This window comes from Sorangium sp. So ce375 (assembly GCF_051473855.1).
Lineage (GTDB): Bacteria > Myxococcota_A > Polyangia > Polyangiales > Polyangiaceae > Sorangium.
Window position 1 is genome coordinate 8,763,110 of sequence record NZ_CP150335.1, and the last position, 15,144, is coordinate 8,778,253.

At 69.9% G+C, this 15,144-nt stretch carries 10 protein-coding genes; 3 read left to right on the forward strand and 7 right to left on the reverse strand.

Features of this window, described 5'->3' with window-relative positions; translation table 11 throughout:
• Positions 1 to 10 precede the first annotated feature (10 nt).
• Positions 11 to 1,702 carry an ATP-binding protein gene (locus WME90_RS32595; RefSeq protein WP_437275942.1) on the forward strand — a complete coding sequence of 564 codons (1,692 nt, stop codon included), beginning with the start codon at positions 11 to 13 and terminating at the stop codon, positions 1,700 to 1,702.
• A gap of 26 nt (positions 1,703 to 1,728) precedes the next feature.
• On the opposite strand, the gene WME90_RS32600 is transcribed toward WME90_RS32595, so the two are convergent.
• From WME90_RS32600 to WME90_RS32620, 5 genes are all read right to left on the reverse strand, one after another.
• Positions 1,729 to 2,334, reverse strand: coding sequence for a hypothetical protein (locus WME90_RS32600; protein WP_437275943.1), 606 nt, complete (start codon positions 2,332 to 2,334; stop codon positions 1,729 to 1,731).
• 41 nt (positions 2,335 to 2,375) lie between these two features.
• On the reverse strand, positions 2,376 to 6,542 hold the full coding sequence (locus WME90_RS32605) for an eCIS core domain-containing protein (RefSeq protein WP_437275944.1): 4,167 nt from the start codon (positions 6,540 to 6,542) through the stop codon (positions 2,376 to 2,378).
• 313 nt (positions 6,543 to 6,855) lie between these two features.
• Positions 6,856 to 7,242, reverse strand: coding sequence for a DUF4280 domain-containing protein (locus WME90_RS32610; RefSeq protein WP_437275945.1), 387 nt, complete (start codon positions 7,240 to 7,242; stop codon positions 6,856 to 6,858).
• Between the two features lie 427 nt (positions 7,243 to 7,669).
• The gene (locus tag WME90_RS32615) at positions 7,670 to 8,260 is read right to left on the reverse strand and encodes a Uma2 family endonuclease (protein WP_437275946.1); all 591 of its coding nucleotides are present in this window, start codon (positions 8,258 to 8,260) and stop codon (positions 7,670 to 7,672) included.
• Between the two features lie 148 nt (positions 8,261 to 8,408).
• Complete coding sequence (locus tag WME90_RS32620) at positions 8,409 to 9,032, reverse strand: GNAT family N-acetyltransferase (RefSeq protein WP_437275947.1); 624 nt, start codon at positions 9,030 to 9,032, stop codon at positions 8,409 to 8,411.
• Between the two features lie 109 nt (positions 9,033 to 9,141).
• On the opposite strand from WME90_RS32620, the gene WME90_RS32625 reads away from it, so the two are divergent.
• The gene (locus WME90_RS32625; RefSeq protein WP_437275948.1) at positions 9,142 to 10,587 is read left to right on the forward strand and encodes a PLP-dependent aminotransferase family protein; all 1,446 of its coding nucleotides are present in this window, start codon (positions 9,142 to 9,144) and stop codon (positions 10,585 to 10,587) included.
• A gap of 109 nt (positions 10,588 to 10,696) precedes the next feature.
• Here WME90_RS32625 and WME90_RS32630 read toward each other — a convergent pair whose 3' ends face one another.
• Complete coding sequence (locus tag WME90_RS32630) at positions 10,697 to 11,833, reverse strand: hypothetical protein (protein ID WP_437275949.1); 1,137 nt, start codon at positions 11,831 to 11,833, stop codon at positions 10,697 to 10,699.
• Positions 11,834 to 13,054: 1,221 nt separating this feature from the next.
• Between WME90_RS32630 and WME90_RS32635 the strand changes: the two genes are divergently transcribed.
• Positions 13,055 to 13,489 carry a VOC family protein gene (locus WME90_RS32635; RefSeq protein WP_437275950.1) on the forward strand — a complete coding sequence of 145 codons (435 nt, stop codon included), beginning with the start codon at positions 13,055 to 13,057 and terminating at the stop codon, positions 13,487 to 13,489.
• A 154-nt stretch (positions 13,490 to 13,643) separates the two neighbouring features.
• On the opposite strand, the gene WME90_RS32640 is transcribed toward WME90_RS32635, so the two are convergent.
• A complete protein-coding gene (locus WME90_RS32640) occupies positions 13,644 to 15,089 on the reverse strand; it encodes a family 43 glycosylhydrolase (protein ID WP_437275951.1) in 1,446 nt (481 codons plus the stop codon).
• Positions 15,090 to 15,144 lie beyond the last annotated feature (55 nt).

Genomic DNA, 15,144 nt, shown 5'->3' on the forward strand with positions numbered 1-15,144 from the left:
GCGCTGCCGCGTGGAGCGCAAAAGCGACGAGGCGCTCGCGAGCGCGCTCGCGGCCCTCGGAGCGGCCGAGGAGGCGATGCCCGCGCCGCCGGCGATCGCGCTCGTGGCGAATGCATTTCGCTTGTCGCCCTTCGAGCGGGATCTCTTGCTGCTCTGCGCGGGCGTGGAGCTCGACGCCGCGCTCGCTCGGGCGTGCGCCGAAGCGCATGGGGATCCGCGGAGGACGCAGCCGAGCTTCGGGCTCGCGCTCGGCGCGCTGGCGGACGCGCATTGGAGCGCGATCGGCCCGTCGAGCCCGCTGCGCGGCCATTGCTTGATCGACGTGGCCCCGGGCGACGGCCTCTCGACGAGCCCGCTGCGGATCCATGAGCGCGTGTTGCATTTCCTCGTCGGCCTGGATCAGCCGGAGGAGCGGCTCGCGGGGTTTTACGAGCGCGTCGAGCCCCCGCAGGACCCGAGCGCCTCGCAGCGCGCCGTCGCGGGGCGAATCGTGGACGCGTGGAGGAGCGCGGGGGACGGGGAGCTGCCCGTGATCGAGCTCTGCGGGCCGGCGCGCGCCGAGAAACCCTTGATTGCAGCGGCCGCATGCGCCGCGCTGGGGCTCCGGCTCGACGTGCTCGCGCTCGCGGCGAGCGGCGCGAACGTGGACGACGATCGTCTGGCGCGGCTCGTCACGCGCGAGACGCTGCTCCGCGGCAGCGCGTTGATGCTCGATGGCCAGGATCTCGACGATCGAATCGACGCGGCGCGCTGGCTCGCCTCGCGTCGATTCGCCGAGCGCTTCGCGGGGCCCGTGCTCGTCGCGACGCGGAGCGGCCTCGGGCCTGTGCGCAGGGCGGCGGTCTGCATCGAGATCGAGCGGGCGAGCAAGGACGCGCGGTCGCCTTCGGATTTGCGCGACCTGGCCGAGCGCGTCGCGTCGAGCGCAGGGTGGGACGACCTCGTCCTGCCCGAGCCGGAGCGCTCGGCCGTGCGCGAGATCGCGGTCCACGCGAGGCAACGCGCGCACCTTGGCGAGCGGTGGGGTTTTGCGGAGCGAGGCGGGCGCGGCCTCGGGGTGAACGCGCTGTTCGCGGGGGCGAGCGGGACGGGAAAGACGCTGGCGGCCTCGGTGCTGGCGCGCGAGCTCGGGCTGGATCTCTACCGGATCGATCTGAGCCGGGTGGTCAGCAAATACATCGGCGACACCGAGAAGAACCTGCGGCGCGTGTTCGACGCGGCGGAGGAGGCGGATTGCATCCTGCTCTTCGACGAGGCCGACGCCCTCTTCGGTCCGCGGAGCGACGTGAAGGACAGCCACGATCGGTATGCGAACATGGAGGTCGCTTACCTGCTCCAGCGGATGGAGAGCTACCGCGGCTTGTCGATCCTCACGACGAACGTGCGTGACGCGCTGGATCCGGCGTTCTTACGGCGGCTACGGTTCGTCGTGGATTTTCCATTTCCAGGCGAACCCGAGCGCGAGCGGATCTGGCGGCGCGTGTTCCCGGCGGAGACGCCGACGGACGGGCTCGACTTCGAGCGGCTGGCCGCCATGCACCTCGCGGGCGGCAATATCCGGAACATCGCGGTCGCCGCGGCGGCGCTGGCGGCGGAGGAGGCTGCGCCGGTGCGGATGAGGCATGTCCAGGCGGCGGCGAGGACGGAGTATGGGAAGCTCGGGAGGGGGATGCCGGAAGGGATGGCATCCACCCGAACGTAAGTCGGTTGGATCGTCTGTTTCGGCAACTATACCCGCTTCACGGGCGCACTTTGATCGTAGATGTAGGGCTCGAAATCCCGCAGGAGCTCACTCGCCGATCGGCCGTGCTCCAGCTTGTCCTGACCCGCCATCTTCGCGACATCGTCGAAGAATCGCTTGGGATCGAGCCCATCGTTCTCCACGTTTCGCCACGCGCTCGTGAGGATCATAGCCGTCTGGTAATCATCCAGATACCGCTCGGCGAGCACTCCCAGGAGCAGGAGCGTCCGCAGCAAGCCGGGTTTTTCCTGCGCGGGTGACTTGGAAAGCAGCCACGCACGCTCGTCGAGCAGAGACCAGAGCTCGAGTGTCGCGCGGCGACGCTGTGCAAAAATCTCGCGAATGGCTCGTCTCTCGTGATCGCTTCCCTGCGCATAGGCGTCCAGCACGCCGGGGATGACGAAATTCCGAAATTCGGAGAGGAGACGACCAAAGGGAGTGGCGCCGCGTCGCGCGAGAAAGTCGAGGTAAGTGGAGCGATCCATGCCGTCGACGTCTGCGAGATCCTCTTCGAAATCCTCTCGGTCGTCCTCCAGGTGCGCGAACCGCTCGTCGAACTCGCAGATTCTCTTCGCGATGTCTTGCACATCCATGATCGTCCTCCACGCGCCGGGAGCGTCGCATCTACGCGGCCTCAGGGGGCTGCGAGCACCCACGCGCCGGTGATACCCTCGAAGTGGCCCGCAGGCGTCTTGTAGGGTACCCAGACGTAGCCCATGCTCGGCAATTTCGCTACCTCCGATGGAGGTACCATTCGGCCCGAAATGCCTCGAGTGCCTAGGGCGCCCCTGGGCCCGACGTCCTGCACGAAAGCGTACCCGTGCCGCTCGAGCGCCTGTAGCTCGCGCCCGAACACGCTCTGCACCCGATCCCCGGCTCCGCGCCCGAGCTTCGTTTCCAGCAGGCTCTTCGCCGTGGGGTTCGACACGATCTCGAAGACGCTGTTGTTCTCCACGTGCCCCACGATCCAGGCGTCGTTGACCTGATATTGCCAATTGCTCTGCGGAACGTTGAGGGGGTAGAGCTCGGGCAGGTTGGTGACATCCGCGCCGGGGACGGCGCGCGCCTCGCTTCGAGCGCCGACTGCCGCTCTGACCTGCTTGAACTCGCCAAGCGCGGGTCGCGCCTGCGTCGTTTTCGCGTGCTGGTACCACTGCCACGCGGCGTCGAGCGTGCGCTCTGGTTCCGCTTTCGCGCCCGCGGAGAATGCGTTTGCCTGCTCGAACCACCCGGGTCTCCCCGTGCCACCCGTGGCCGCGATGAACTCGTCCTTCGTCGTGGCGTTGATGAGCCCTGCCGGCTCGGGTGCATGCGGCGCGTAGGGACGGACCGTTAGGCCTTCGAAGAAGTTGCTGAGTGACCACCCGAGATCAGGGTGGGTTTGGGCAGCGCTCTCGACGCGTTCGGCGAGCGCACGCGTCTCTGCCGCGATGTCGTTCACCGCTCCCTTGTTGATCCGTGTCTGGAGGTCCGCCGCTTCCTGAGCGAGCTGCTGCGCCTGTGTCCTGGCGGGTCCCGGGGGAAGGCTGCTGGCAAGGGCTTCCAGGCGGTCCCGAAGGGCCCAGCAGTTGGAACAGGCCGTGAGGAGGATATCGCCCGTCGACGTACGTTTTGCGGCGATGGTGTGGTGTCCCTCGCCGACTTTGATCTTGCGAGACGCGCCAGGCACGGCGGGGACATCGACATTGGGCGCCTCCGCGCCCGCAGCGGGATCCTCGCCCTTCGACTTGGCGGTCGATGGTTCTTCGCGTGTCTTCGGCGGAGGTTCCTCATGCGTCTTCGGCGGAGGTTCCTCGTGCGTCTTCGGCGGAGGTTCTTCGCGCGCCTTCGGCGGAGGTTCTTGTTGCGTCTTTGCGGTCGGCGCCTCCTCGTGGGTCTTCGCGGCCGGAGGTTCCTCGACCCTCGCCCTCCCGCCTTTGGTCTCCGTGCTCGCGGCTTTGCTCTCCACGTTCGCCGCGGCCGCTCGCGTCTCCTCCGCGGCCTTCACGTCCACGCGCCCCGCTGCGCCGGCCGCCCTTGCGCCCGCTTGCGCCGCTCCCTTGGCCGTCGCCGCCGTGGGGAGCTTGCTGATCGCCCGCACGCCCGCGGCCTCGATCTCCTTGAACAGCCGCTCCAGCGCCGTGATCACCGTCTTGACGGCCGGGATCTCCGAGAACGCCTTCAGCGCGCGGCCGAGCGCCTTCTGGACCGGCCCGAGCATGTGCAGGATCGCCTCGAAGACCTTGCCCATCGCCGTGTGGATCTTGACGATGAGCTGAAGGATTCGCGCGATCGGGCCCCTCGCCGCCGAGAGCGCCGCGGAGGCGCCGCCCGTCAGCACCGCCAGCGCCACCTCGAACATCACCGTCCCGGCGACCCAGCCGAGCTTCGATCCGAGCTCGAAGTCGGGCTTCATGATGAAGCCCATCAGCGCGCCCGCGATGGCGCTGCCCACGCTGGCGGCCGCGCCGGAGATGGCGCCCCACGCCGCCTCGAGCACGCGGAGCACCTTCTGGAAGCCGCTCCCTCCGCCCGAGAACACCGACTTGATCGCGGGCCAGAAGGCCCCCTTGACGCCCGCCGCGGCGCCTTTGACCTTGCTCCAGATGCTGCGGAGCTCGGCGGACATGTTCTCCGACGCCTTGTCGAGGTATTCGCCGATCGCGGCGACGCCCTCGATGACGTGCACGACGAGCTCGATCGGGAAGACGAGGCCCTCCCATATCCCCGTCAGGATCCCCTTGCCGAAGCCGAGGGCGAAATCGATGCCGCCGCCGCCCGCCAATTTCGCCACGCGATCGGCCGCGGCCACCGCGTGATCGACGTCGGAGCCGCTCTCGCCGTAGATCTTGCGCAAGAAGCCGAGGACGCCGTGTTTCACGAGCGACGCGAGAGGCCCCATGCCCGCCGCGATCGCGCCGTCCGGCAATCGATCGAGGAAACGAATCAAAATGTCGAGGACGAAGCTGACGACGACGACCTTCAGCCAGCGCGGAGCGCTGCGCCAAACGTGCGACGCGACGAGCATCGGGAGGCCGAGCGGGTTCGCGACGACGAACCCGACCTTCACCACGACATCGAGGATCGGCTTCGCCCACGCCCAGATCGTCGTGAAAAAATCACCGACGCTCTTCACGAAGGGCGGCACGTTCTCGCCGACCCATTTGATGCCCTTCTCGATCCCCTCGGCGAGGTGGCGCACGCCCGCGGCGACGAGCTTCAAGAAGCCCGTCGCGCCGAAGATCTCCGTGACCTTCGCGAGCGGCTTCGAAATGCCCTCGAGCGCCTTGTTGATGTCGTTCGCGAGGGCGCCGAGCTTCGCCGATGCTCCCTGAAGGAATGCGCTGAGGCCGTGCAGGACGCCGACGACCTTCTCACGCGCGCGCGGGATGTTGTTCGGATCCGCTATCGCCTTCCACAGGTCCTTGAGCCAGTGGACGACCTTCGGCCCGTACTTCAGCGCGAGGACCATCGGCCCGAACGGCGAGGTCACGACGAGCACCTTGGCCACCGTCTTCAGCGGCTCGACCCAGCCGAGCACCGTCGGTTTGGCCTTCTCCCACTGATCGCCGGCCCATTTTTTGATGCGATCCCAGAGCCCGCCCTTGGAGCTGTCGTCTCCGCCGAAGCCGAGCGCCTCCTTGATCGACTTCCATACGCCGGAGAGCGTCGTGCCGACCTTTTTCCCGATCGACACGACGTCGTCGACGAACCCCTCGAGCGCGCTCCACGCGTCCTTCGCGAGGCTCTTGACCACGTCGAGGATCGGCTTGCCGACGGCCTCGAACGCCTTCGCGAGGCCGCCCGAGACCGCCTTGAAGATCCCCTGCACCGGCGCGAGGACCGCGTCCGACATCTGCGAGAACGCTTCGATGGCGCCCTGCACCGCCGCCACGATGCCGGCGTGGTCGTCCTTCGAGATCGATTTCGTCAAGCGCGCGAGGGCCGGGACGAAGGTCTTGAAGAACGTCGCGACGGCGCCGAAGATCCCGTCTTTCGGGAGCGCGCCGAGGACTCCGCCGACGAGCGCGTCGATTCCTCGGCCGACCGCAGCCTTGATGTCCTCCCACAACCTGCCCGGGTCGCGTAGATACGGCTCGGCGGTCGGCGCAATGGCGCGGACGAGCTTCCAGAATTGTTCGACGAGCACGTCTCGTCCGGCCTCGGCGACATCTCCGATGACCTGGCCGGCGCCTCGGACGGCGCCGACGACGCGGTCTTTGAGGTCGTGCTGCACGCGCCCGCCGGCGACCGGCGAGAGGCGCGAGACCGCGCCGCCGCGGACGGCCACATCCGCCGCCCGATCCGCCTCCGCCTCGTACGCGTCCTCCGACACGCCCGCGCCTTGCACGGCGCCCGCTCCGCCCGCCTGCTGCACCACGTGCGCGAGCTCGTGTGCGATCAGCCGATCGCCGTCCCCCGTGCCGGGCCGGTATTCGCCTGGCGCGAACACCACGTCTCTGCCCGTCGTGAAGGCGCGCGCGCCGACCTGCGCCGCGAGGCCGCTGTCCGCGTGCACTCGAACGGCGGATAGATCGTGCCCATAGGCCGCGGAGAACCGCTGCGCGACGGCGACCGGCAACGGCGCGCCCGAGCCGAGCCGCCGCCGCACCTCGTCCGCGTCGACCATCGGCGGGCCCGCGTGGCTCGGCTCGGCCGCGGCTTCACCGGCTTTGCCTCCGGCGCCCTTCGTACCGTTGTCTTTTTTCTGGAGCCCGATGCTCTCGAACAGGCTCGCCCGACCGGCCGAACACTTCGCGCAGCCGCAGCTCGCCCCGCACGCCATCTGCAGCGGCGCGCGCGCGCCGCTCGCGTGAGCCAAGGCCGGGAAGATGCTCGCCTGGGCAAAGGTGTCTCGAAAACGCCCAGGGCCCGCAGGCGCGGCCTCGTCGAGCGCGCGCGTCGCGCCCGCGTCGGCGCGCGTCGCGCGCGAGGGAGCGAAAAGCTCGCGCTCGTGCGTCGCGGATGGCGTGACTGCGGAGGGGCGGATCCGCTCGGGTGCCGGAAGCTGTTGTCTGAGCCGCTCCATGACTCGACGCGCGTCCCCCTCCCTCCACGACCAGCTCTCGAACGAAGCGGTCGACATGATGCTCGCCGCGTGGCTGCACCACAAGCGCGAAGTCCGAGCGCGCGCCCTATTTCACCTCGATCGTGCTGCCGGCGTCGGTGATTTCGATGCTCCCGGTCCACTGGCACGTGCACTTCGAGTCGTCGGTCAGCGCTTTCTGCTGCTGGAACGTCACGCTCGAGGCGCCGGGCGACCACGGCGCGGGGATCACCGGCACGCACGGCTGCGGCGTGAGCGTGCCCTGCGCCGCTGACGTGGCGGCCGCGACTTGCGGGTTTGCCTGCGTCTTGCACATCCCGAAGGGCGCGATGTTCGCCATCGGCTTCTGGTCCATCACGGTCGCGGCCGGCATCTCGGAGGAACCGGAGCCGATGGCGGGCGGCACGGTGAGCGTCGAGGGCGACATCCCCTCGCTGCAACGCAGCTTCGCGCCGTTGACGACGAGCTTCGGCATGGATGAACGAGCGCCTCCCGCGCCGGACGGTACCGCTTTCCGGCGCGAGGTGCACGAGCGAGCGTCGGCGCGGTGGGCGCGCGTGCGTAGCATCCACATGCACCCGTGAAAGCGCTGAAGGCGTTGTACCCCCCTCGAAGGAGCGCGGGATCCGCCGCGGGCAATGGCACCATCGCGGTGTCACGTTGTTCGTCACTGGCCGGACCCGCGGCCGGCGCAGGAGGGCGCCGCCGCGCAGCCGCCCGCCCCCGCGCAGCATCCCGTGGCCCCCGCTACGCCAGCGCCCGTGACGGGGAACTGGCTGTTCAGCTGCGTCGAGCGGCGCTTTCCGCTCCGCTCGACATCGCGGAGCGCAGCGGAAAGCCGGGGCGAGAGGCGCGCCGGTTCTATGCGATTTCGAGGAGATCGGCCCTGGGCGGCGAAGCCACTACTTCGCCCAGAGGACCGAGAGGTCGAGTTCGATCGCCTCGAAAGGCGCGACGCGAACGCGTGCGGCGTCGCGGTGGATCGGACCGCGCTCCCAGCTTCGACCGGACACGAGAGAGAACACTTCGAGCGTGCGTGCGATCGGGTCGACCAGCCACGCGGACCGCACGCCCTCTCGCGCGTAGATCGGCATCTTCTCCGTGCGGTCGACGTCCTCGGTCGACGGGCTCAGGACCTCGCAGATCCAGTCCGGGGCGAGCGCGAAGTACGCCGTCTCGGGCAGGTCGGGCATGCGCTCGCGGCGCCAGCCCGCGAGGTCGGGCACGAGCGCGTCGATCTCGCCAGGCGCCATCGGGTCAGGGAAGTGCAGTTCGGGCTCGTCCAGGATCCACCAGCCGCCCGGGCCGCCCTTGCCATGGTCGAACGGGCCGGTCAGCTCGGCACCCAGGCCTGAGCTTGCGCGCGCGTGCCGCGGCGCAGGACGGGGGAACACATGGAGGGTGCCGCGGACGAGCTCGGCCACCTTGTTCGGCGGGACGGCCTCAAGGTCGGCGTACGTGGCGCGGCGCTGCTTCTCGGCGGGCTGGCCCATTGGCAAAGCCTGCCCGGGGCGGGGCGGCGGGGCAAGGCGGTGAGGAGCGGGCTCCCGGCGGCACGCCGACCGGGGCGGTCACCCGCGCAGGGCTACGACGGCGAGGCGATTTCTCGCGGCGTCGCGCCAACCCGGCGGGCGATGATCCTCAGCCATCCACCCGCGCTGCCCGCGTCGCTCCCTCGGCGCTCGCCAGCCGGACCAGCAAGCGCTCCTTCACCGCAGCCCATTCGCTCGCCAGGATCGAGAACAGCACGCTGTCACGCAGGCTACCGTCGGCGCGCCGCATGTGCGACCGCAGCACCCCCTCCCGGGTCCCGCCGATGCGCTGGATGGCGGCCTGGGAGCGCAGGTTGCGGACGTCGGTCTTCAGCTCGATGCGCTGGCAGCCGAGCTGCTCGAAGCCATGCGCCAACTGGAGCAGCTTGGCTTCCGTGTTGACGCGGGTGCGCTGCCACGCTGGCACGATCCAGGTGCCGCCGATCTCGACGGACGGCAGCGCGGCGTCCACCAGGCGAATGCTGGTGCCGCCGATCAGCTCGCCCGTCGACGCGAGGCGGGTTCCGAAGGAGATGGCCTCCCCGCGGCTCTGCATCGCGAGCGCAAGGCGGATGACCTTCTCGACGTCGGCCGCATCGCGCATGGAGTAAGGGATGAACCGCCAGACGTCGGGGCCGGACAGCGCGGCCCGCGTGATCTCGGGCAGCTGATCTTCAGACAGGGGCTGGAGCACCACGGCTTCGCCGCGGAGCGTGCTCGGGGTGAGGTGCATGTGGTTCTTTCCGGGAGGCCGACCCCACCAGCGAGCCGCGCCTCTCCCGGATGGTTAGCGCAGGCTGGATGCAGCATTTCGTCCAGATGTGCGTTTATACTTCGACCAGATGGGCTCCTCGCCGAAGCCACGCAGCGCCGTCTCCCGCGACGGTCGGCCCACGCGCTGGGTGCCAGTCGCCCAGGCGCTGCGCCGGGCGCTGGCGAGCGGAAGCCGCGTGGCGGGCGAGCTGCTACCGTCCACGCGCGAGCTGGCGAGCACGTATGGCGTGCACCGGCAGACGATCATGGTGGCGCTCGACGCGCTGTGCGCGGAGGGGCTGCTGTGTGCGGAGCCGCGCCGCGGCTATCGCGTCGCCCCGCCCGAGCCCGGGCCGCCTGCGCCGCGGCACGAGAAGCGAAGCGCGGCGCGCTACCAGTTTCGCGTCGTGCGCGAGCCCGGGCCACCACCCCCGGCGCTCGGTCAGGTGCGGTATCCGCTGCACGCCGCGACGCCCGATCCGGCGCTGTTGCCGCTGCGCGAGCTGCGGGCATCGTACGCCCACGTGCTCGCGCGGCACGGCACGAGCGCGCTGCATGCTGCCGACGCGGACGGCAATCCGGCGCTGGTGCGCGAGCTGCTCGCGTACTTGCGGCGCGCGCGGGCGGTGCAGTTCGAGCGCTTGCTGGTCACGTGCGGCTCGCAGGAGGGCATCGCGCTCGTCGCGCACACCTTGCTCGGCCCCGGCGACGTCGTGGCCGTGGAAGATCCAGGATACTTCCCCGCCTGGCGGGCGTTTCGAGCGGCGGGAGCCGAGGTGGTGCCCGTCCCCGTGGACGCGCGAGGCCTGCACGTCGGCGCTCTCGAGCGGCTGCTGCGGCGGCGGCGCGTCCGGCTCGTGTACGTGACGCCGAATCATCAGTATCCGACCACGGTCACGCTCTCGGCTCCGCGCCGCCGCGCCCTGCTCGACCTCACCCTCGCGCACGGCGTGCCCATCCTCGAGGACGACTACGATCACGAGTACCACTATCGCGGCGAGCCTCAGCCTCCGCTCGCCGCCAGCGCGTCGGCGCCGCACGTCCTGTACGTCGCCAGCCTCTCGAAGCTGGTCGCGCCGGGCGTTCGCGTCGGCATGCTGTGCGGCAGCGGCGAGCTGCTCGACGTGCTCACTCGGCAGCGCCAGAGCAGCGTCAGGGCGGGGGACGGCGTGACCCAGGCAGCGCTCGCCGATTGGATCGCGGAGGGAGGCTTCGAGCGCCACGTGCGGCGTGCCCGGCGCGCCTACGCCGAGCGCCGCGACGCCGCGCTCGAGTCGCTTTCGCGCGCGGCGCGGGAGGTCCCTCTCGAGGTCACGCCCCCCGACGGAGGCCTGGCGGTCTGGACGCTCTGGCCCCGGCACCCGATCGTAGAGCTGGCGCGCCGCGCCCTGGTACGCGGCGTCGCCGTCCTGCCGGGCCCGCTCGCCACCCTCGAAGCGAGCAGCGCGGGCATGCGGCTCGCTTACGGCCGGGTCAGCCCCGCGCAGTTCAGCGCCGCGGTGAGCATCCTGGTCGACGAGGCAAAGAGGATGTGATCGGTGGCTCCCGAGACACTCGAAGGCGGCGGCGCGTTCGAGCCCGCCTCAGGACCCCCGGAGCGCCGCGCCCATCGCCTGCGGGCCGGAGCCCACCCCGCCCTGCAGCTCACAGGACGATGAACTTGTCGTCCGTGTACACGAGGACGAAGCGCGTGTCCGTCGGCGCGCCGCTGGCATCGAAGCAGGCGACATTGACGTTCGTGTTCGTCTCGGTGCCGGACCAGCCGACGACCTTGCAGTACTCCGGTCCGGCGCCGTACGCCGTGATCTGCACGTTCGAGCCCGACGCCGACATGCCGGGCAGGCTGACGGAGTAGCGGCCCGCGGACGTGCGCCCTATGGTGATGTCGGTCTCCACCTCGCCCAGGTCCCCCGCGATGTAGCCTTCCTGATAGGAGAGGCTCGGCGTGTACGCCGCCGCCGTGGCGTTGTTCGCCCAGGCGTAGCTGTAGGAGAGCCCGCCGTTCACCTGCCTCGAGCGCGCGAAGTTGAGAGTGAACTGGCTATCCGACGGGGCGCCCGAGCTGTCGAAGCAGCGCACGCGGACCAGCGCGTCGTCTCCGGACTGCCCCCAGCTGCTGACCTTGCAGTGATCGCTGCCCGGGCCGTAGGCCGTCACCTCGACCGTCGCGCCGCCCGCGGTCTGCCCCGGCAGGGTCACCGCATAGTAGCCCACCCCCTCGCGCGCGATCGTGTTGTTCACGCCGCTCGAGTTGAACTGGTAGGTCGCGGCGGGCGTGTACGCCGACGCCGTCGGGTCGTTCGCCCAGACGTACGCCTCGTCCGAGGATCCGGTGCCCGACTTGTGGACATAGGCGACGCTGAACTGGGTGTCGACCGGCGCGCCGCCGGCGGTGAAGCAGTTGACATAAACATCCACGTCATCGCCGCTCCTGACCCAGGAGTTGACCTTGCAGCGCTCGGCGCCCGCGCCGTAGGCCGTGACCTGGACATGCCCCCCCGGCGCAACGCCCACGTCCGGAAACCGCACGCGATATTGGCCCGCACCGAGCTGCGTGACAGTGTTGCTCACGCCCTGCCCGAATGCGTCTCCGGAGGAGTTCCGCGAGTAGCTCGAGCTCGCGGTGAACGAGCCCGTCGCCTGGTTCGCCCACGCATACGCCCACGCATGGGACACGAACGCTTGCTGGGCGTCGCCCACCTCGCCCTCGTACGCCACGGCGCAACCTGCGCCCATGATACCGACGACGAGCGATCCCAGCAGCAGTGCTTTGCTCCTCATGACATGCTTCCTTTCCACGAGTTCGATGTTGGATAACGGCCATCGCTGCCCCGGCGCGACCGCGACAAGACGACTGCAACGCGCATGCCGCGTGCGGCCACCCGGCGCGTCCAGCGATGGCTCTGCCTCCTGTTCCGGAGGCGAAGCGCCGGATCGGGCGCGATCAGGCCGTGGTCGCGACACGCCGGCCGCGGCCAGCGACCGGGTTGCTGCACGTCGCTGTCACGCGCTCATGACACCCTCGCTGTCACGCTCCCATGACAGGCGTCGTCTCCGCGTGTCAGCGGTCACCTCAACCAGGGTCGGGTCGCGCCGCCGGTCGCCGAAGGCTCGCCGGGCGCGACACGGCCCCGGCCGCCGCTACCCCGGACCGGGAATGCTGCGATGTTGTACCGCGGTCGCCGTCCCTGACACGCTGTACGTGTTCATGACGCCGGGGCTCGCCGGCGAAGCTGGACGCCAGCGACCCAGGCAACAACCGAGATGGAACGAGGCGCATGCCGAGCAGAACGAAAGAACGACCGGAGTCTCCACTTCCGAGGGGCATCGGGAAGCCGGCGCTTCGGGCGCTCGCTTCGGCCGGCGTCTCTCGCCTGGACCAGGTCGCTCGGTTCACAGAAGCCCAGCTCAAGGCGCTTCATGGCGTGGGCCCCAAGGCGATCGGGGTCATCAAGGCTGCCCTCGAAGCAGAAGGGAAGTCTCTTGCCAAAGACGCATAACCCCCGTCGTCCAGGCGCCGCATCCCGCGTGCGCCTGCTCCCTCCGGCGGCGGATCACCGGCGCTTTCGCGATCGTCGGCCGGTGATGGTATAGGGCTCCATCAGATCGCGAAGATCCGGTCCACCGCGCGCGGGTACGCGTCGAGCAAGGCGTTCGAGCCCGCCTAGCGCCGAACAGACTGAAACTTGCCTGAATTCAATGGTTTGTGAGCCCCAACCGATCTGCCGGGAAGCAAGCTCCAAGGGCAAGGAATGCGGGAAAGAGAGCAACCGCAAGGGGCGCAAGGGGCGCAAGGGACCAGAGACAAGATATTCTCTTGCCTTCCCCTTGCGCCCCTCGCGCCCTTGCGGTTGCTCTTCCCTTCTGTTGATCTCCTCGGAACTCCAGCGTGATCGGTGCGCTAGGACGGGACCTCCGCTCGAGCGCGCCGGGGCGCAGCCCCGCTGCTGCCGCGCTTGTTCGCCGCTACGCTGCCGGGGGAGAAAAGGAGGGGAGTTTACAATGAAACCCATGATGACCCACGTCGCGCTCCACGTAGGCAACCTCGATGCGACGATCGCCTTTTATCGCGAGTTCTGCGGGCTCAAGGTGGTTCACGAGCGCAGCGACGCCGGCACGCGGGTCGCCTGGCTCGCCGAGGACGGGAAGGAGCGGACGTTCGTCCTTGTGATGATCGAGGGCGGCCAGCGCGCGCCGCAGGCGCCGGAGGACATGAGTCATTTCGGGTTTGCGCTCGAGAGCCGCGCCGCGGTCGACGAGATCGCGCGCCGCGGCGAAGCGCACCTCGTCTGGCCGCCCAAGGAGCTGCCCTATCCAGTGGCTTATTTCTGCGCGCTCAAGGACCCGGACGGAAACTACGTCGAGTTCTCCTACGGCCAGCCCCTCGGGCCCGGCGCCGAGGCGCACGACGCGGCGTTGCTGGCGGCTTCGGGCTGAACCAACCAGGATCGACCACGTCGCCCCCTCCGGGCCTCCTCCGTGCCCCGTTCCCGCGCGATGACAGCGCGCTGCGCCTTCGGCGGAGCAGGCGCTCACCTCAACCTGGGTCGGTCACCTCAACCTGCGCTCACCTCAACCTGGGTCGGCCACCTCAACCTGGGTCGGGTCGCACCGCCGGCCAGACCGACGTGTCCAGCGAGACGACGCCTCCCTCGAAGCGGATCGGCGCGGCAAGCAGCGCCCGGAACGCCTTGTACCCTACCCTTCCCGGGCGGAAGGCGTGCAGGAACACGTAATGGCGCCCGTCGGCGCCCACGGCCACGGACGGGTGCCCTGGCCCCCACCATTCCTCGCTGGAGCTCAGGAAGACCTCCGACGACTTGCGGTACGGGCCCGTGGGAGCGTCCGCCACGGCCGCGCCGATGCCGTAGTACGCGGTCGAGAAGTCGTTCCCGGCGTAGAGCAGGTGATAGCGCCCGCCCTCCTGGGTGATCCAGACGCCCTCGATGAGGTGCGCCTCCCAGGGCTGGTCGTTCTCGAGGATGACGGCGGGCTCCCCCTCCAGCCCGCGGCCGTCCGCCGACAGCTGCTGGGCGTAGATGCGGGTCCTGAGCGCCCGCGATATCGCGGCGATCTCTTCCGCCTGCGCGCCGCACGCCCGCGCCCGCGCCCGCAGCTCCTCCAGCCGCCCCGCGAACGCCGTGAACTCCGCGGTCGCCGCCTCGATCAGCGGCTGCAGGACGTAGAATTGCTCCATGGGCTCGAGGGTCGCGACCCACGGCCACAGCGTCAGCGCCAGGACCGCGGTGCGCTGGTCTTTGCGGGCCACGAACAGCTCACGCACCAGGGCGGGCTCCCGGTGAAGCAAGGCGGCCAGCTGGCGGGGCCACACGCCGTTGTCATCCTTCTTCCAGACCAGCCAGGGCGTGCCGTGGGCGTCCACGAGGATGTGGGCGTCGATCACGTCCCCGGTGACGATCGGCGCGTGCTCCGCCTCGAACGGGCCGTCCGGGCTCGCGCCTCGGGCGAGGCCGATCGCGAGCGACCGGTCCTGCGCGCGGGCCGTGAAGCAGAGCCAGGTTTCATTCCCGACCAGGTGCATCTCCGGCGCCCAGAAATCCGCCCGGTCGCGGCCGGTCAGCGCCCAGGCCGGCGCGCGCCCCTCCGGGAAGACGAAGCCGGTCAGCCGCCAGGTCGTCAGGTCGTTCGTGGCCAGGATGGGGAAGGCGTTCGGCGCGTCGTTCGAGGTCACGAGCAAGCGCCACGCGCGCTCGCCCACCCGCACCACGCACGGGTCCCCATAGCCGTAGAGGATCTCCGGCGCGATGGCCTCGGTCAGCAGGGGCCGCAGCGGCGCCCCGCCCTTCCGCGGCGGCGGCGGGGTGCGGGCGAGCGGCACGCGGGTCCCGAGGTCGCGCGCCATCGCCTCGAAGAGGTCGACGTAGTCTGTCTGCTCTACCCGGGCGAGCTCATGGCGCCACGCGCCCTGCCCCGGCTCGGTCACCTGGAAGCTGCGCGGCCCTCGGCGGGTGACGGTGACTCCGAAGGTGAACGGTGCGCCTGGCGGCGTCTGCAGGACGATGGCGTCGGCGTTCATGCGACGGGCTCTCGAGGACTGCCATGCTCGGCAACAGGGACCTGGGTCCGGTCGC

Bases quoted from the DNA above. Each gene is read 5' to 3' on its own strand.
- WME90_RS32635 (WP_437275950.1), top strand. From the start codon at position 13,055: ATGAAACCCATGATGACCCACGTCGCGCTCCACGTAGGCAACCTCGAT.
- WME90_RS32615 (WP_437275946.1), bottom strand. From the start codon at position 8,260: ATGGGCCAGCCCGCCGAGAAGCAGCGCCGCGCCACGTACGCCGACCTT.
- WME90_RS32630 (WP_437275949.1), bottom strand. From the start codon at position 11,833: ATGAGGAGCAAAGCACTGCTGCTGGGATCGCTCGTCGTCGGTATCATG.
- WME90_RS32610 (WP_437275945.1), bottom strand. From the start codon at position 7,242: ATGCCGAAGCTCGTCGTCAACGGCGCGAAGCTGCGTTGCAGCGAGGGG.
- WME90_RS32640 (WP_437275951.1), bottom strand. From the start codon at position 15,089: ATGAACGCCGACGCCATCGTCCTGCAGACGCCGCCAGGCGCACCGTTC.
- WME90_RS32600 (WP_437275943.1), bottom strand. From the start codon at position 2,334: ATGGATGTGCAAGACATCGCGAAGAGAATCTGCGAGTTCGACGAGCGG.
- WME90_RS32625 (WP_437275948.1), top strand. From the start codon at position 9,142: ATGGGCTCCTCGCCGAAGCCACGCAGCGCCGTCTCCCGCGACGGTCGG.
- WME90_RS32620 (WP_437275947.1), bottom strand. From the start codon at position 9,032: ATGCACCTCACCCCGAGCACGCTCCGCGGCGAAGCCGTGGTGCTCCAG.